Here is a 17,238-nt window from a genome sequence, read left to right on the forward strand (position 1 = left end):
CTGGACGGCGTCCGGGCTACCGGGCGTCCGGTACGTCGGGGGCCGAGCCGGGCCCGTACCAGACGGTCTTGGCGTTGCAGAACTCCCGGATGCCGTGCCCCGCGAGCTCCCGCCCGTAGCCGGAGCGCTTCACTCCACCGAACGGGAGCGCGGGATGGGAGGCCGTCATGCCGTTGAAGAACACCCCACCGGCCTCGATGTCGCGCACACAGCGCTCCATCTCCCCCTGGTCACGCGTCCAGACGTTGGAGCTGAGCCCGAAGGGCGTGTCGTTGGCGAGCTCCACGGCCTCGTCGAGGCCGGCCACCCGGTAGAGCGTGGCGACCGGGCCGAAGGTCTCCTCGCGGTGGATGCGCATCCGGGGGGTGATCCCGGTGAGGACGGTGGGCTCGTAGAACCAGCCGCGGTCCAGCCCGTCGGGCCGGCCGCCCCCGCACAGCGCGGTGGCGCCCTTGCCGAGGGCGTCCTCGACGAGCTCCTCCAGGTCGGTGCGGCCCTGTTCGCTCGAGAGGGGGCCGACGTCGGTGGTCTCTTCCAGCGGGTCGCCGACGGTCAGCGCGCGCATCCCCGCGGTGAACCGCTCGGTGAAGGCGTCGTAGACGTCCGTGTGGACGATGAAGCGCTTGGCGGCGATGCACGACTGGCCGTTGTTCTGGACGCGTGCGGTCACCGCGGTCACGGCGGCCTTCTCGACGTCCGCGGAGGAGAGGACGACGTAGGGATCGCTTCCTCCGAGTTCCAGCACGGTCTTCTTCACCTCGTCGCCGGCGACGGAGGCGACCGAGCGGCCCGCCGGTTCGCTGCCGGTGAGTGTCGCCGCGGCGACCCGCGGGTCGCGCAGGACGGCCTCGACGGCGCCCGAGCCGATGAGAAGCGTCTGGAAGCAGCCGGCGGGGAACCCGGCCCTGGTGAAGAGGTCCTCGATGTACAGGGCGGTCTGCGGCACGTTCGAGGCGTGCTTCAGGAGGCCGGTGTTACCCGCCATGAGGGCCGGCGCGGCGAAGCGCATGACCTGCCAGAGCGGGAAGTTCCACGGCATCACGGCGAGCACGACGCCCAGCGGCCGGTAGTGCACCCGGGCGCCGGAGGCACCGGAGTCCTTGACATCGGTGTCGTCGGGGTGCTCGTCGGCGAGCAGGCGCTCGGCGTTGGCCGCGTACCAGCGCATCGCCTTGGCGCACTTCGCGGCCTCGGCGCGCGCGGCCTTGACCGGCTTGCCCATCTCGGTGGTCATGGTGCGGGCGATGTCCCGCTGGTCCTCGTCGAGGAGATCGGCGGCCCGGTTCAGCAGGCGGGCGCGCTCGGCGAAGTCCGTGGTGCGGTAGCTGCGGAACGCGCTGTGGGCGGCGGCGAGCCTGCGCTCGGTCTCCCGCTCGTCCAGCGCGTCGAATGTCCTGAGCGTCTCGCCGTTCGCGGGATTGACCGTCGCGATGGGCATGGCACTGCCTCCTTGCGTTGTTCTTCGACCGTGCCGCGCCACGCCGCAGCGCGCAACGCGGCCCCTCACGCACACGTACCCGGCCGGCGCGGATCATGCGTGCCTCGGGCACGTCGTCCGCGCCGGCCGGGCCGGCACCGGGCTGTTCGTCACACGAGTTCGGCGACCGGGCCGCTTTCGACCGCCGGGCTGCCTTCGGCCACCGGGCCGGCTTCGTCCATCGGGCCACCGAGGAAGGTGCGCCCGCCGGGGAGGGGCGTACGCGGCAGCAGTCCGGTGGTGCGCGGCGTCTCGGCGTAGCGCGTGAACCACACGACCTTGCCGTCGGTGGTCCGACAGGTGCCCCAGCTGTCGCTGAGGGCCATGACGCGGCTGAGGCCGCCGCCACCGCCGTCGAGCAGCCGGGGCATCCGGGAATCGTCGTCGGCCACGGACACCGTCAGGTGCCGGCCGCTCCAGCGGAGCTCGACGACGCAGTGGTTGTCGTCGCCGACGTGTCGCTGGACGTTCGTCAGGAGCTCCTCCGCGGCCCGGCACACCGGCCGGACGTGCAGGTCGAGACTCCAGTGACGAAGGTGCGCGGCGACTATGCGCCGCAGCTGGGAAATGCGCTCTGCCGACACCTGCAGTTCGACCAGATAGTGCCGGTCGAGTGGAACGGTCATCGTCGAGGCTCCTCACCGCGAGGCTCACGTGCTTCCCCCGTTCGAACCAACGACCCCCGAACACGAAGCGTGAGCAGTAATCACTTCTGGGTCACTCATCAGGGTGACCCGAGGGGGCCTCTTGCGCAACCGAGGGAGCCGGGCACCGGGTGTCACGGCAGGTAGGGCAGCAGTTTGTCGGGGGTGAGGGGGAGTTCGCGCACCCGGGCGCCGGTGGCGTGGCGCACGGCGTTCCCGATCGCGGCCGCGGTTCCGACGATGCCGATCTCGCCGATGCCCTTGCTGCCCATGGGGTTGAGGTGCGGGTCGTCCTCCTCGATCCAGTGGGCCTGGAGGTCGGGTACGTCGGCGCAGGACGGCACGTGGTAGGAGGCCAGGTCGCGCTCGGCGAAGTCACCGAAGGCGGGGTCCATGGTGCTGCCCTCGGTGAGGGCCATGCCTAGGCCCATGACCATGCCGCCGATGAACTGGGAGCGTGCCGTACGGGAGTTGAGGATGCGTCCGGCGGCGAACACGCCGAGCATTCTGCGCACCCGTACCTCGCCGGTGAGGGAGTCGACCGCCACCTCGGCGAAGTGGGCGCCGAAGGCGTGGCGTGCGTACGGGGATTCCCGCGCCGTCTCCTCGCCGGTGTCGGCGGTGACGGTGACGCCCTCCGGCGGCAGCGGCCCGGTGCGCTCTTCGAGCCGGCGCACGAGCGCGGTGGCCGCCTTGTGCACCGCGGAGCCCCAGGAGGCCGTGCCCGACGAGCCGCCCGCGACGGACCCGGCGGGCAGATCGCTGCAGCCGATGTCGATCGTCACGTTCTCCTGAGGGGTGTCCAGCACGGAGGCGGCGATCTGTGCCAGGACGGTGCGGGCGCCGGTGCCGATGTCGGTGGCGTTGACCCCGACGCGGTAGGAACCGTCGGGAGCGGCCCGGGCGAAGGCCGCGGACTTGGAGACCATGACGGGGTACGTCGCCGAGGCGACCCCCGTGCCGAGGAGCCAGGGCCCGTCCTCACGGGCGGCGGGCTGCGGGTCCCGGTCGTGCCAGCCGAAGCGCCGGGCGCCCTCGCTCAGACAGGCGGCGAGGTTGCGGCTGCTGAACGGGCGCCCGCTGTCGGGCTCGGTCTGCGGTTCGTTGCGCAGCCGCAGCTCGACGGGGTCCAGGCCGAGGGCGTTGGCCAGTTCGTCCATGGCCGACTCCAGGGCGTACATCCCCGAGGCCTCCCCCGGTGCGCGCATCCAGGACGGGCTGGGCACGTCGAGCGCCGCCACCCGGTGCTCCGTACGGCTGTGGGGCGAGGCGTACATGATGCGGGCGGGGACGGCGGCCTGCTCGACGAACTCCTTGATCCGCGAGGTGTGCGTGACGATCTCGTGGGAGACGCTGGAGAGGACGCCGTCGCGGTCGGCGCCCAGCCGGACCCGCTGCAGGGTGGGTGCGCGGTGGCCGACGATCGCCGGCATGTACCGACGGGGGACGGCGAGCTGGACCGGGAGACCGGTGTGCCGCGCGGCCATCGCGGCGAGGACGGCCTGGGGGCGTGGGGTGCCCTTGGACCCGAACCCGCCGCCGACGTGTTCGGAGATGACGGTGATGCGGTCCGGGTCGAGCCCGAGGGCCGTGGCGAGGCTCTCGCGGACGGCGGTCGATCCCTGGCTGGAGTCATGGACGGTCAGATGTCCGTCGGCCCACCGCGCCGTGGAGGCGTGCGGTTCCATGGGGTGGTTGTGCAGCCCCCGCAGTGTGTACGTGGCGTCGATCTTCACGGGCGCCGCGTCGAACGCGCGCATGGCGTCGCCGCGTTCGCGAAGAGCCGGGTGGCCGCCGTTGGCCTCCTCTGGGGTGTAGAGGCCGGGGTGGTCCCCGGTGAGGACGACGTCGTGCCCGGTGGAGGCGTATTCGACGTGCACGGCCTCCGCGCCTGCCCGTGCGGATTCCAGGCTCTCCGCCAGGACCAGGGCGACGGGCCAGCCCCGGTGCGGCACCTGGTCGTCCTGGAGCACGGCGAGGATCGGGTCGTCGGGTTCCTTCAGCCGCGGGGCGTTGTCCTGGGTCAGGACGGTGTGGACCCCCGGCACCGCGAGCGCGTCGGCGGTGCGGATCGCGGTGACGCGGCCGCTCGCGACGGTGGCGGGGACGATCCAGCCGTACAGACAGCCCGCGGCGGTGTGCTCGGCGGCGTAGAGGGCGGTGCCGGTGACCTTGTCCCGGCCCTCGCGGCGGACGACGGGCGCGCCCAGCGCCCGGGGGGAGTCGCTCATGACGGAAGTCCTCGGTTCGTGGGGGTGTGCGGGGCGACGGCGGATCAGTCGGCCGCGGCCTCGGTGGTGAGTTCGGCCAGGGTGCCGACGGCCAGCCGCCGGGCCAGGTCCACCTTGAAGCCGTTGTCGCGCAGGGGTCTGGCCGCCGCGAGTTCGGCGTCCACCGCGCGTGTGAAGGTGTCCTCGTTCGCGGGGGCTCCGCGCAGCACGTCCTCGGCCACCCGGGCACGCCACGGCCGGTGCGCGAGCCCGCCGAAGGCGAGCGAGGCACGGTCGACGCGGCCGTCGCGCACACTCAGCACGGCCGCGACGGAGGCCAGGGCGAAGGCGTACGAGGCGCGGTCCCGGGCCTTGCGGTACATGGAGGCGGCACCGGCGGGAGGCGGCGGCAGCACCACTTCGGTGATCAGCTCGCCCGGGCGGATCACCGTGTCCTGGTCCGGGTTGTCGCCCGGCAGCCGGTGGAAGTCGGTCACGGGCACGGTCCGCTCCCCCTCGGGGCCGTGCAGCAGGACGGCGGCGTCGAGGGCGGCGAGGGCGACCGCCATGTCCGAGGGGTTGGTGGCCACGCAGTCCTGCGAGTGGCCCAGCACCGCGAGATCGCGGTGCACTCCCTCCCGGGCGGGGCACCCCGAGCCGGGGGTCCGTTTGTTGCAGGGTTTGGAAACGTCCTGGAAGTACGGGCACCGGGTGCGCTGGAGCAGGTTTCCGCCGGTGGTGGCGGTGTTGCGGAGCTGCCCGGACGCACCGGCCAGCAGGGCCTGCGAGAGGGCGGGATAGCCGCTCCGTACGTCGGGGTGGGCGGCGAGCTCGCTGTTGCGCACGGTCGCGCCGATCCGGAGACCGCCGTCGTCCGTCCGTGTGACGCGGTCCAGCGGCAGCCGGCTGACGTCGACGAGCAGGCCGGGCGACTCCACGCCGAGCTTCATCAGATCGACGAGGTTGGTTCCGCCCCCGAGGAAGCGTGCGCCGGGGTGTCCGGCGCCCGCTCGGACGGCTTCGGTCACGGTGGCGGGGCGTAGATAGGCGAAGGGTTTCACGGGGCCACGTCCTTGATCGCCTCGACGATGTGCGGATAGGCACCGCACCGGCAGAGGTTGCCGCTCATCCGCTCGCGGATCTCGTCCGCGTCGAGCGAGGCCGGCCCTCCGGCGGCGAGCGCCGACCGCGGGGTGGCGTGGGAGGGGAAGCCGTCCTCGGCCTCCCGGAGCATGCCGGCCGCCGAGCAGATCTGCCCGGGGGTGCAGTAGCCGCACTGGAGGGCGTCCCTCTCCAGGAATGCCGACTGCAGGGGGTGCAGCCGGTCGCCCTCGGCCAGCCCCTCGACCGTGGTGATGTGGGTGTCCTCCTGGGCGACGGCCAGCAGGAGACAGCTGTTGGCGCGCCGGCCGTCGACGAGCACGGTGCAGGCCCCGCACTGGCCGTGGTCGCAGCCCTTCTTCGCGCCCATCAGCCCGAGGTGCTCCCTCAGGGCGTCCAGCAGGCTGGTGCGGTGATCGAGCGTCAGGGTCCGTGCTGTGCCGTTGACGTGCAGGGTGTAGGTGGAACAGTCGTCGGGAGTCGGCACCTGGGCCGCATCCGCGTCGACGGTCCCCGGGGTGGCATCCATGTACGCGTTACCTTCCGGGTTCGGTTCGTGCGGGCGTCACGCGGGCCGGTGGCTCTCGAGCCGCAGGCGGATCTCCTGCTCCTGGTCGCCCGCCGCTGTTCCTACGAGCCGGACGGTGAACGCGTCCGCGAGCTGCTTGCGGAGCCGGTCGACCGCCCAGTAGCCGCCCTGCGCCTCGACCGTCACGGGCTCGGAGAGCCGCGCGGGCCCGGGGCCGGCCTTCGTCTCGGTGACGTCGACGGTCGCCGTCCACACGGTGGGCCGTGTGTCCGACGCGTCCTGCGGGGCGTCGCCCGCCGGCCGGTCGGAGACGAAGGAACGGCGCAGCACGTCGAAGACGGTGCGCGCGTCCTCCTTGGGGCACCCGGTCACCGCCACCACGACGTCGCCGCTCTCCTGGTGTTCCTGTGTCTGTTCCTGCGTGCTGTTCACTCCGGGTTCCTTTCACTGGGAGCGCTGTGAGCGCTGCTCGGCGGCCTCACGCTGGGGGCCGACCGTGTGTACGGGGTCCTCGGCGGAGGCGATGCCCGCCGCGAAGACCCCGAAGCGTGTGCAGGCCGAGCCCGCGAGCAGCGCGAGTCCCGCGGCTGCGGCGACGGGTCGGCTGCGGTGTCCGAGCACGAGCGCCGCCGCCGCGCCGGCGGCGGTCAGCCCGCGCGCGGCGCGCATCAGTGTCCCGGCACGGCCCTCACGGCAGGTCACCGCGACGGTGCCGAGGCGGCGCTCCATGGCCCGGCTCGCCGCGCCGTCGGCGACGGCGGCGATTACGCAGGCGTACCGGGCCGGGGCGTTCTCGTGGACCGGCCCGGCGACCAGGGCCATTCCGGCCGCCGCGGCGGTGGCCGACGCCGCGAAGAGGTAGGGGAGCTCGCGGTGTGCGCCGTGCCAGGCCGGGACGGCGGTGTCGGCGGCCAGGACCGCGGTGTACGTCGCCAGGACGGGCCCCAGGACGGCGGCGGCCGCGGTGGCCGCCGCACCGGTCCTGGGCAGCCGGCCGGTGACTGCGGTGAGGGCGGCCACGCCCGCGGCAGGTCCGTAGCCGGAGAGCAGCCAGGATCCCATGCTCATCGGGGAGGTCGGCTTGAAGACGCGGAGCATGTGGGGGAACCGCGACGGGCGGCCCAGGTCGTGGACGAGCGCCGCCGCGGAGAGGCTGACGGCCGCGAGGGAGGACACCTTCAGGGCCTTGGCGGTGGTGTCACGGCCGGTCAGCTGGGCTCCGGCGGCGACGACGGAACCGGCGCCGGCCAGTCCGCCGAGGAAGAAGTACCCGGCGATGTCCCGGGCGGACCACGACGGTGCCTTGATGACGGGCCTGCCGTAGTAGGAGGTGGGCCCGGTACGGTCCGCCCCCTTGCTGGACGTGCTGCTGGTCATGTCCGGCCGCTCCTTCGGGTGAGTGCGGGAAGGGCGTAGGAGAGGGCGGCGCCCGTGGCCAGCGACAGGGCGGCGATCCCCGCGTGACGCCACATGGCCGGCAGGTCCCGGGTGGTGACCACGGGGTCCGGGGGCAGGCCGTAGACCTCGGGCTCGTCCATGAGGAGGAAGAACGCCCCGTCTCCCCCGACCCCGTTGTCCGGTTCATGGCCGTACAGCCGTGCCTCGGTGACTCCGGCCCCGTGCAGCTGCTCCACCCGCAGCGCGGCGCGTTCCCTGAGTTCGTCGAGCGGCCCGAACTGGATGGACTCGGTGGGGCAGGCCTTGGCACAGGCCGGCTCCTGCCCGGCGCCGAGCCGGTCGTAGCACATGGTGCACTTGAATGCCCGGCCGTCCGCGGGGCGTTGCTCGATCACGCCGTACGGGCAGGCGGGCACGCAGTAGCCGCAGCCGTTACAGATGTCCTCCTGGACGACGACCGTGCCGAACTCCGTGCGGAACAGTGATCCGGTCGGGCAGACGTCCAGGCAGGCGGCGTGGGTGCAGTGTTTGCAGACGTCCGAGGACATCAGCCACCGGACGCCGGACGTGTCGTCGGGCTGTGCGGGGTCCGGCTCGACGAGCGGCAGTTCGGTGCGCCCGGCGGGCACGGCCTGTTCGATGAAGGCGACGTGGCGCCAGGTGGAGGCGCCCAGGCCTGCCGTGTTGTCGTACGACATGCCGGTGAGCGAAAGCCCGTCCTCGGGGAGGGCGTTCCACTCCTTGCAGGCGACCTCGCACGCCTTGCAGCCGATGCAGACGGAGGTGTCGGTGAAGAACCCCACGCGCGGCGGGGCGTTCTCGTGTCCGGCGTCGCCCGCCGGGTCGGGCTCGGGCCCACTGAAGAGGTTGTTCCTCACTGCGTCTCCTGCGTTCCGGTGGTCTCCGTGATCCCGGCCCGGCGGCGGTACTCCGCGACGAGTTCGGGCAGTGCGGGTCCCCTGGGCCTGCGTCCGGGCCGGATGTCGGCGGTGAGCGCCTTGTCCTCCTGGATCAGGGCGTTGGGGTCGAGTGCGATGGCCACCAGTTCGTTGGCCGCGTCGCCGGTGGAGACGCCGTTGGGTCCCCAGTGGAAGGGGAGGCCGATCTGGTGCACGGTCCGGCCCCGGACGGTCAGGGGCGTGATCCGGCGGGTCACCATGACGCGGGCCTCGACGGCGTTGCGCGCCGTGACGATCGTGGCCCAGCCGCCGTGCTCCAGCCCTCTCTCCGAGGCGAGGAGCGGCGACACCTCGCAGAAGAACTCCGGCTGCAGCTCGGACAGATAGGGCGACCAGCGGCTCATCCCGCCCGCCGTGAAGTGTTCGGTGAGGCGGTGGGTGGTGACGACGTACGGGTAGACGTCCGCGCCCGGTTCGTCGCCGCTCGGGTGGTAGCGGTTGCCCTCGCGGGGGTGCAGCTGTCTGACCGGCGAGCGGGAGTGCGCGGGGTGGAGCGCGTTGGTGAAGGGCGAGTCCTGCGGTTCGTAGTGCGTGGGCAGCGGGCCGTCCACGAGGCCGCTGGGGGCGTAGAGCCAGCCCTTGCCGTCGGCCTGCATGATGAACGGGTCGTCGCCGCGCAGCGCGTCGGGCCCCTCGGCGCCGGGCGGGGGTACGTGGCCGGGGGCGCGGTCGGGGACGAAGTCCGGGACGTCGTACCCGGTCCAGCGGCCTTCGACGTCGTCCCACCACACGTAGGCCTTGCGGTCGCTCCACGGGCTGCCGTCCGGGGCCGCCGAGGCCCGGTTGTAGAGGATGCGCCGGTTGGCGGGCCAGGCCCAGGCCCATTCGGCCGCCACCCAGTCCTGTTCCGTGTGGGGCTTGCGGCGGGCGGCCTGATTCACTCCGTCCGCGTACACCCCGCAGTAGATCCAGCACCCGCACCGGGTCGAACCGTCGTCCTTGAGCTCGGTGTAGGCCGAGAGCGGGGCGCCGTCCGGGCCGTGCCCGTTGATCTCGGCCAGGACCGCTGCCGACACCGGCTCGTCGAGCGGCCCGTCGACGGGGTAGTCCCAGGCCAGGTCCTGGACGGCGCGGTCCATCGGATCGGCGGACGCCGCGAGGCGCTCCTTGATGCGCCGGCCGAGGTGGTAGGTGAACCAGAGGTCGCTGCGCGCGTCGCCCTCGGGCTCGACGGCCGCGTGGTGCCACTGGAGCCACCGGTTGGTGTTGGTGAAGGAGCCGGACTTCTCGGTGTGCGCGGCCGCCGGGAAGAAGAAGACCTCGGTGCCGATCTCCCCGGTGGTCATCTCGCCGGTCTCGGTCTCCGGGCCGTTCTGCCACCAGGTGGCGGACTCGATGAGCGAGAAGTCACGGACGACCAGCCATTCGAGCTGGGCCATGCCGAGCCGCTGCAGCCGTGTGTTGGCGGAGCCGACGGCAGGGTTCTCCCCCATGAGGAAGTAGCCCTTGCACTCCCCCGCCAGTTGCGCCATCACCGTCTCGTACGTGCCGTGGGAGCCGGTGAGGCGGGGCAGGTGGTCGAAGCAGAAGTCGTTCTCGGCCGTGGCCGCGTCGCCGTAGTAGGCCTTGAGCAGGCTGACGAAGTAGGCGCGCATGTTGCCCCAGAAGCCCTTGTCGGTGCGGCTCGCCCGGATCAACGCGTCGAGGTCCTCGTGGGCGTGGGCGTGCGGCATCGGCAGATAGCCCGGCAGCAGGTTGAAGAGGGTCGGGATGTCGCTGGACCCCTGGATCGACGCGTGTCCGCGCAGGGCCTGGATGCCGCCGCCCGGCCGCCCGATGTTGCCGAGGAGCAGCTGGAGGACGCTCGCCGCTCGGATGCACTGGGCACCGGTGGTGTGCTGGGTCCAGCCGACGGCGTACGCGAAGGCGGTGGTCCGCTCCCGTCCGGAGTTGGAGGTCAGCGCGTCGCACACCTCCAGGAAGACCTCGCGCTTCACCCCGGTGATCTCCTCGACCATCTCGGGGGTGTAGCGGGCGTAGTGGCGCTTGAGGATCTGGTAGACGCAGCGGGGGTCCTGAAGGGTTTCGTCACGTGGGGGCCATGCGTGGGCCTGGGGCCCTCCCGAGCCGTGGGTCTCGGACCCGGCCGCGGAGTGGACCCGTTCGTGCGCGTCGTCGTCGCCGGCGCGGTCCCCGTACTGCTCGTCCACGTCGCCGGAGGGCGCCTGCACCTCGGTGCCCCGGTACTGCCAGGAGCGGGGGTCGTAGTGGCCCCGCTCCTCGTCCAGGCCGGAGAAGACGCCGTCGAGGTCCTCGGTGTCCCTGAAGTCGTCGCCGACCAGTGTGGCGGCGTTGGTGTAGTTGAGGACGTACTCCCGGAAGTCCTTCTCCTCGCTGAGGACGTGGTTGATGATGCCGCCGAGGAACGCGATGTCGCTGCCGGCCCTGATGGGCACGAAAAGGTCGGAGAGTGCGCTCGTCCGGGTGAAGCGCGGGTCCACATGGATGATCCGGGCCCCGCGCGCCTTCGCCTCCATCACCCACTGGAAGCCGACCGGGTGGGCCTCGGCGAAGTTCGACCCCTGGATGATGATGCAGTCCGCGTGCTGGAGGTCCTGCATGAAGGTGGTCGCTCCGCCGCGGCCGAACGAGGTGCCGAGGCCGGACACGGTGGAGCTGTGGCAGACCCGAGCCTGGTTCTCCACCTGCACGATGCCGAGCCCGGTGAAGAGCTTCTTGATCAGGTAGTTCTCTTCGTTGTCCAGGGTGGCGCCGCCGAGGCTGGCGATGCCCAGGGTCCGGGCCGTACGCAGTCCCTCGTGCTCCCACTGCCAGGTCCTGCGCCGGGTCTCGACGACACGGTCCGCGACCATGTCCATCGCCGTCTCCAGGTCGAGCGGCTCCCAGTCGGCCGCGTAGGGGCGCCGGTACAGGACCTGGTGGCGGCGGGCCGGGCCGGTGGTGAGCTGAAGGGTCGCGGAGCCCTTGGGGCACAGCCTTCCGCGGCTGACCGGTGAGTCCGGATCTCCCTCGATCTGGACGACCCGGTCGTCCTTGACGTACACCTGCTGGCCACAGCCCACCGCGCAGTACGGGCAGACGGACTGGACGACGCGGTCCGCCGTGGCCGTGCGGGGCCGGGTCTCCTCCGTCTCCCGCGACACCACCGCGCGCCCTCTGCCCAGCGGATCACCGCCTGTCAGCTGCCGGAACACGGGCCAGCGGTTGAGCGGGTTGCCTGCTCCCATCGCATTTCCTCCAGCGGTCCGGGGACTGACTCCAGGCTCGCCCCACGGCTCCGTGTCGGCGACACGAGCGGCGGTCCGACGGGCAGGCCCGCGAAAGATCTCGTACCCGGTGTGCGGCGGGGAAACGTGACCGCCCGCCCGCGGCGTGTACCGGCCGGGCGCCTACAGCTCGCGGAGCGCCGGCAGGAGCGTGCTCCTGGCCCAGTCGATGAAGGGCTGCTGGTGGTCCCCGCCGATCTGGACGAGTGCGACCTCGGTGAAGCCGGCCTCGCGGTAGGGGCGTACGGCCTCGGCGAACGCCTCGACGTCCGAGCCGCACGGGATCGCTCCGGCGATGTCGTCCTCGCGGACGAACTTGGTCGCCTGTTCGAAGGCGGAGGGGCCGGGCAGCTCCGAGTTGACCTTCCAGCCGCCCAGCGACCAGCGGAACTGGTCGTGGGCGCGGGCGACCGCCGCGTCCCTGTCGGTGTCGTAGCAGACGGGCACCTGACCCACGCGGGGCTTGCCCGCCCCGCCGTGCCGGTCGAAGGCGCTCAGGAGTTCACTCCTGGGTTCGGTCGCGATGACCAGGTCGCCCAGTCTTCCCGCGATTTCGCAGGACTTCTCCCCGGAGACCGCGATGCCGATGGGGACACGCTTGTCCGGCAGGTCCCAGAGCGTGGCGTTCTCCACGTCGAAGTGGGTGCCGTGGTGGTTGACGTAACCGCCGTCGAGGAGAGCGCGGATGATCTGTACGGCCTCCTCGAGCATCTCCAGCCGGACGTGGGCGGAGGGCCGGCCCGCGCCCACGACGTGTTCGTTGAGGTCCTCTCCGGAACCGAGGCCGAGACGGAAGCGGCCCTCGGCGAGGAGCTGGAGCGTCGCCGCCTTCTGCGCGACGACCGCGGGGTGGTAACGGGTGGTCGGGCAGGTCACGTACGTCATCAGCGGGATGCGGGAGGTGGCCTGTGCGGCGGCTCCCAGGACCGACCAGGCATAAGGCGCGTGTCCCTGGGAAGCCAGCCAGGGGAAGTAGTGGTCGGAGGTGACGGAGAAGTCGAACCCGGCCTCCTCCGCCGCGACCACGTCCCGGACGAGGGCGAGGGGGCCGGCCTGCTCGGTCATCATCGTGTAGCCGATCTGAACCATATGAAACTCATTTACCGCGACATCGCCATAAAACATGAATTCATGTCAATGGCTGTCTGTGATCGACTCCCCGGGGTATGCGCCATGCATGGACGTAACGAACGGAGTATGGGAATCGCTCGCCAGCACCAGCGACGGCGAGGGGCCGGGAGCGGTAGGCGTGATCATCGGCATCGTCGGGCTGTTCGTGGTGCTTCTGCTGATCGGCGGGTTCTGGCTGGGGATGAAGCGACGCGACAAGGAGTCGCGGCCGCCGCGCCCCGATGAGCAGCCGCCGCGTCCGGAGCACCGGACGGAGATCCAGGAGAGCGGGCAGCACGGCTCGGACCGGTTCCCCGAGGACGGGCGAGCCATGTCGCCGTACGAACTCAGTGACCGTGGTAACGAGGTGATCCCGCCTGACGACACCCCGGACACCGGCCCCGGCCCCGAGCGTCCGCGCGACTGACCGCGGCGCCGACGACGGGGGGAATATGAACCGGTCGAAGTCCGACCGCCGGACCAGGATCACGGTCCTGGTCGCCCTGGCCGCCAACCTCGTCATCGCTGTGGCCAAGGGGGTGGGGGGATTCCTGTCGGGATCCCCCGCCCTCCTGTCCGAGGCCGCCCACTCCGTGGCGGACAGCGTGAACGAGGTCTTCCTGCTGGCGGCGCTGAGGCGCAGCCGCCGCCCGCCCGACGCCCATCACCCCTTCGGGTACGGCAAGGAGCGCTACTTCTGGTCGTTGCTCGCGGCCGTCGGAATCTTCGTCGTGGGAGGCTGCTTCTCGTTCTTCCAGGGCTTCGAGGCACTGGGCCGGGACGAACAGGAGTCACCCGAGGGGTACACGGTGGGCCTGATCGTCCTCGGGGTCGCCTTCCTCGCGGAAGGCGGTTCCCTGGTCCGCGCCCTGCTCCAGCTCCGCGGGGAGAAGGGCGCGGCCCGTGACCCCGCGCTGAGGACGGTGATCGCCGAGGACAGCACGGCGGTGCTGGGTGTGGTGCTGGCCATGGCGGGCATGGTGCTGCACCTGGTCACGGGCGATGTCGTGTGGGAGGCGTCGGCCTCGCTGGGGATCGGCCTGCTGCTGGTCTACGTCGCCTTCCGGCTCGGCCGGGACGCGCGCGACCGGCTGATCGGGGAGTCCGCCGAGCCAGGGCTGCGCCGGGGCGTGGAGGAGCTCCTCGCGTCCCAGGCCGAGATCGACAACGTCGCGGCCCTGTTCACCATGGGCCTCGGTCTGGACTCGGTGCTGGTGGCGGCCAGGATCGACCTGGCACCCGGCATCGACAGCGAGGAGGTCGAGCGGGTCGCCGTCCGGATCAAGCGGTCGATCGCCCGGGCCTGGCCGGAGGCGGAGCACATCTTCCTCGACATCACGAACGCGCCGCCCCGGGGCGGAGTGTGACCGCGGACGCCGCGTGTTGCGGGAGTCGCCGGGTCGGATGAGGCTGGTCCTGGCCGCGCGGCACCGAAGAAGTCATGCCGCAGAACCGATAAGGCAGTGGACCATGACTCCTAGCGATCCGCGGGGCGCGCCGGAACCGGCAGTGCTGAGCGGTGCGAGCGCCCCCTGCTGGGTCCATCTGGTGACCCGCGATCTCGAGGACGCGCGGCGCTTCTACGGCGCCGTTCTCGGCTGGACCTTCCGTCCCGGACCGCTGGGCAGGGACTACCTGATGGCGCGCTCCGACGGTGTGCCGGTGGCCGGCATCGGCGCGGTCGCGTCCGCCTACCAGGTGGGCGTGGCCTGGATGCCCTACTTCTCGGTCCGGGACGCCGACGTCGTCTCGGACCGCATCCGGGAACGGAGCGGCACCGTGGCCGTGGGCCCGCTGGCGGTCGGGCAGGGACGTGCGGTCCTGGCCGCCGACCGGGGCGGAGCGTCCTTCGGTGTCTGGGAGTGGACAGGCCGCGCGGCCACCCTCGCGCCGTCCGGGAACCGGGCGCACGCCTGGCTGCGGCTGCGTACCAGGGACGCCTTCGACGCCGCGATCTTCTACGGCGAGGTCCTCGGCTGGGAGAGCGGGGAGCCCGGCGGCTGCGAGGTGGCGTACGTGAAGGAGGAGGTGCTCGTACGCTGCAACGGCCGCCCGCTGGCCCGGATCAGCTCCGGCGCCGTGGAGGCCGCTCCCGACCCGCAGGTGCGTCCGCACTGGCAGGTGCAGTTTCCGGTCCCCGACGTGGACGCGACCGTCCGGGCGGCGGAGCGGAACGGCGGGACCGTCGTGGAGCGGCGTGACGTGCGGTACGGCGACGAGGCGACGCTGAGGGACCCGGACGGCGGGCTCTTCACCGTGACGGATGTACGCGGCCCCGCGGGCGTGGACGAGGACTGAGGCGGTCAGGCACGCGGGTCGTCCCCGGGGCCCGGCTCCCGGGGGGCCTGGGCCTCTCTCCCGGCGGGCCGGTGGCCGTTGTCCCGGGCTATGGCCCAGAGCGGGAACACGAACCAGCAGACCAGGAACCACAGGGCCATCCCGCCGACCAGCCACAGTGCCGCCACGTTGTGCAGCGCTACCCTCAGGATGAGCAGCAGCGTGCTGCACATCGTGCAGAAGAGCAGGCCGAGCCCCAGCTTCGTTATACGGGATGCCCAGGTGACCGTCTGCGGCTTCATCCGGCGGCCGGTGAGCAGCCGGTGGTACGACACCGGCCCTATCAGCGCGGCCGCGGTCGCGGACCCCAGCATGACGGTCACGACGTAGATGTTCCGGTCGACGGTGGGCAGATCGGCGAAGCGGGGCTGGAAGACCACCGCGAGCAGGAAGCCGAACAGGATCTGGACCCCGGTCTGCGCGACCCGGAGTTCCTGGAGCAGGTCGCTCCACTGCCGGTCGGCCCGCTCCTCGTCGCTCTCGTGACGTCCGCTGCGGGGGTGCGTCCCGTTCCCGCCGCCCACCGGTCCCTGTCCCATGGATGCCTCCCCCACCTCGTAGAGGTGGTACTGGTGCCCCGTCGCGCGGCCGTGAATCCCGGCCCGCCCGTGTTGCCCGGGCGGCCGGTCAGCACGGGCGGCTCGCCGGCCGTGCTCTCCATGGTGGCAGCCGCCGGGGAAACCACCACAGCAGCGGCGGGAAGGGCGGCAGGACCGCAGCCCAAGGGCCAGACCTCGACGCACAGTGACTGCTCGCCTAGGATCGTCGTACGGCATCGCGCGTCGGTCACCGGCCGGGTGAGGCGTGGAGGTAGCCCGTGAGATGCCTGTTGGAGGCATTCCACAGTGTCTGTCGAGTTGAATCACACCATCGTCCACAGCCGGGACAACCGCGAGTCCGCGGAGTTCCTGGCGCACATCCTGGGTCTCACCGTCGGGACGGAATGGGGACCCTTCATCCCGGTCGTCCTCGCGAACGGTGTCACGCTGGACTTCGCGACCGTTCCCTCCGAGTCGATCGCGGTGCAGCACTACGCGTTCCTGATCTCGGAGGCGGAGTTCGACACGGCCTTCGAGCGCATCGAGACGCGGGGAATCACGTACTACGCCGATCCCCACAAGAAGCACCCCGGCGAGATCAATCACAACGACGGCGGGCGCGGGGTGTACTTCCCTGATCCGAGTGGTCACGGGATGGAGATCATCACCCGCCCGTACGGAGGCTGGTCGTAAGCGACCCAGCACCCCGGCGCGGGTGATCGGCCCCTGCCCCGGCCCGTGGCCGGGGCAGGGCCGTTCGGCTCAGGGACCGCCGTCGGTCCTCAGCGTCAGCTCGGGCCGGTCCCACATCACGGCGGGAGGGCGGGCCGCGACGGTGCCGGTGCGTTCGGCGCCGACGCTGCGGTAGAAGCCCTCCGCAGGCGGGTGCGCGACCACACGTACGGCGTCGGCACCGGCTCGGCGCGCCTCGTCGCGCAGGTGGGCGACGAGGAGCCGCCCGACACCCCGCCCCTGGGCATCGTCGGCGACGAACATCAGGTCGAGCTCGGGAGGGGAGAGGACCAAGGCGTAGAAGCCGAGCACGCGGCCGTCCGCGTCCACGGCCACATGGACGACGTTCGCCTCGATGTAGTCGGGGCCGACCTTGTACCCCGCGACCATGGGCGCGTACGGACCCTCGTAGGCGCGCGACCTGGTGACCAGACGGGTCAGCCGCTTGGCGTCCCGCGCGACGGCTCGTCTGACGCGGACGGCGGCAGACCTGTCCGTAATGCTCGGTCTCATGTGATGAGTATTACGCACTTCGGGTAGCGGAAGTCGCGTGATGGTCAGCGCACGCTTCGTCCGGCGTGCCACTCGGCCACGATCGCGTCGATGTCGAAGGGCTCGAGGTTCAGCGGCGGCCCCTCCGGGGGCCTGGCGAGCGCCTCGCGGATCCTCTCGTTCATCTCGGCCAGAATGCGCCGGACCTCGGCCTCCGACCGCGCCTGCGACGCCTCCTGCCGGGCGTCCTCGGCCGCCTTCCGAAGCGTCAGCGAGGGCGGGAGCGCCGACAGTCCCTCACGCTCCATCTTCGCCTTGATCCACCACATCGGGTCGTACGGCCGCTCCAGGCCGGGGATCGGCTTGCCGGCTCCCGGGAGGCCGGCGAAGGCTCCCCGCTCCTCCGCCTCGCGAATCTGCCGGTCGACCCAGGTCTCGAAGCTGACCCCTGCTGGTTTGCGCTCGGTCACCGCACGCCCCTCT

The 17,238-nt window shown here is 71.8% G+C and carries 17 protein-coding genes; 4 read left to right on the plus strand and 13 right to left on the minus strand.

The window, feature by feature from the left end:
- Positions 1-16: 16 nt before the first annotated feature.
- The 10 genes from ACZ32T_RS23045 to ACZ32T_RS23090 form a co-directional block, all read right to left on the minus strand.
- Positions 17-1,438 (minus strand): NADP-dependent succinic semialdehyde dehydrogenase, encoded by a 1,422-nt coding sequence (locus tag ACZ32T_RS23045; protein WP_467368700.1) that lies wholly within the window; start codon positions 1,436-1,438, stop codon positions 17-19.
- A 149-nt stretch (positions 1,439-1,587) separates the two neighbouring features.
- Complete coding sequence (locus ACZ32T_RS23050; RefSeq protein ID WP_467368702.1) at positions 1,588-2,103, minus strand: ATP-binding protein; 516 nt, start codon at positions 2,101-2,103, stop codon at positions 1,588-1,590.
- A gap of 152 nt (positions 2,104-2,255) precedes the next feature.
- On the minus strand, positions 2,256-4,352 hold the full coding sequence (locus ACZ32T_RS23055; protein ID WP_467368704.1) for a xanthine dehydrogenase family protein molybdopterin-binding subunit: 2,097 nt from the start codon (positions 4,350-4,352) through the stop codon (positions 2,256-2,258).
- Between the two features lie 44 nt (positions 4,353-4,396).
- Positions 4,397-5,392, minus strand: coding sequence for an FAD binding domain-containing protein (locus tag ACZ32T_RS23060; RefSeq protein ID WP_467368706.1), 996 nt, complete (start codon positions 5,390-5,392; stop codon positions 4,397-4,399).
- Positions 5,389-5,961: a 2Fe-2S iron-sulfur cluster-binding protein gene (locus ACZ32T_RS23065; RefSeq protein WP_467269088.1), complete on the minus strand. Its 573-nt coding sequence runs from the start codon at positions 5,959-5,961 to the stop codon at positions 5,389-5,391. The genes ACZ32T_RS23060 and ACZ32T_RS23065 overlap by 4 nt, the downstream gene beginning before the upstream one ends.
- Positions 5,962-5,997: 36 nt before the next feature.
- Positions 5,998-6,393: a hypothetical protein gene (locus tag ACZ32T_RS23070; protein WP_356706992.1), complete on the minus strand. Its 396-nt coding sequence runs from the start codon at positions 6,391-6,393 to the stop codon at positions 5,998-6,000.
- A gap of 12 nt (positions 6,394-6,405) precedes the next feature.
- Positions 6,406-7,338, minus strand: a complete 933-nt coding sequence (nrfD, locus tag ACZ32T_RS23075; protein ID WP_467368708.1) for an NrfD/PsrC family molybdoenzyme membrane anchor subunit — start codon at positions 7,336-7,338, stop codon at positions 6,406-6,408.
- Positions 7,335-8,237, minus strand: coding sequence for a 4Fe-4S dicluster domain-containing protein (locus tag ACZ32T_RS23080; protein WP_467368710.1), 903 nt, complete (start codon positions 8,235-8,237; stop codon positions 7,335-7,337). The genes nrfD and ACZ32T_RS23080 overlap by 4 nt, the downstream gene beginning before the upstream one ends.
- A complete protein-coding gene (gene fdh, locus ACZ32T_RS23085) occupies positions 8,234-11,506 on the minus strand; it encodes a formate dehydrogenase (protein WP_467368712.1) in 3,273 nt (1,090 codons plus the stop codon). Before fdh ends, ACZ32T_RS23080 begins: the two co-directional genes overlap by 4 nt.
- Before the next feature lie 162 nt (positions 11,507-11,668).
- Positions 11,669-12,634, minus strand: a complete 966-nt coding sequence (locus tag ACZ32T_RS23090; RefSeq protein ID WP_467368714.1) for an LLM class F420-dependent oxidoreductase — start codon at positions 12,632-12,634, stop codon at positions 11,669-11,671.
- An 88-nt stretch (positions 12,635-12,722) separates the two neighbouring features.
- On the opposite strand from ACZ32T_RS23090, the gene ACZ32T_RS23095 reads away from it, so the two are divergent.
- The 3 genes from ACZ32T_RS23095 to ACZ32T_RS23105 all read left to right on the plus strand — a co-directional run bounded on the left by ACZ32T_RS23095 (position 12,723) and on the right by ACZ32T_RS23105 (position 14,953).
- Positions 12,723-13,082, plus strand: a complete 360-nt coding sequence (locus tag ACZ32T_RS23095) for a DUF6479 family protein (protein WP_467269077.1) — start codon at positions 12,723-12,725, stop codon at positions 13,080-13,082.
- A 25-nt stretch (positions 13,083-13,107) separates the two neighbouring features.
- Entirely contained in the window at positions 13,108-14,022 is a 915-nt protein-coding gene (locus ACZ32T_RS23100; RefSeq protein WP_467269075.1) for a cation diffusion facilitator family transporter, read from the plus strand.
- Positions 14,023-14,125: 103 nt separating this feature from the next.
- Entirely contained in the window at positions 14,126-14,953 is an 828-nt protein-coding gene (locus ACZ32T_RS23105) for a VOC family protein (RefSeq protein WP_467269073.1), read from the plus strand.
- Positions 14,954-14,958: 5 nt separating this feature from the next.
- Here the strand turns inward: ACZ32T_RS23105 and ACZ32T_RS23110 are convergent, their stop codons facing one another.
- Positions 14,959-15,531, minus strand: coding sequence for a DUF6328 family protein (locus tag ACZ32T_RS23110; protein WP_467269071.1), 573 nt, complete (start codon positions 15,529-15,531; stop codon positions 14,959-14,961).
- Between the two features lie 306 nt (positions 15,532-15,837).
- Here ACZ32T_RS23110 and ACZ32T_RS23115 point away from each other — a divergent pair, with 306 nt between their 5' ends.
- Positions 15,838-16,224, plus strand: coding sequence for a VOC family protein (locus ACZ32T_RS23115; protein ID WP_467269069.1), 387 nt, complete (start codon positions 15,838-15,840; stop codon positions 16,222-16,224).
- Positions 16,225-16,293: 69 nt separating this feature from the next.
- Here the strand turns inward: ACZ32T_RS23115 and ACZ32T_RS23120 are convergent, their stop codons facing one another.
- Together ACZ32T_RS23120 and ACZ32T_RS23125 are read right to left on the minus strand one after the other, a co-directional pair.
- The gene (locus tag ACZ32T_RS23120) at positions 16,294-16,776 is read right to left on the minus strand and encodes a GNAT family N-acetyltransferase (RefSeq protein ID WP_467269067.1); all 483 of its coding nucleotides are present in this window, start codon (positions 16,774-16,776) and stop codon (positions 16,294-16,296) included.
- A gap of 44 nt (positions 16,777-16,820) precedes the next feature.
- Complete coding sequence (locus ACZ32T_RS23125; RefSeq protein WP_467368716.1) at positions 16,821-17,225, minus strand: DnaJ family domain-containing protein; 405 nt, start codon at positions 17,223-17,225, stop codon at positions 16,821-16,823.
- Between the last annotated feature and the right edge of the window lie 13 nt (positions 17,226-17,238).

It is taken from the genome of Streptomyces sp. NPDC023573 (assembly GCF_055559735.1).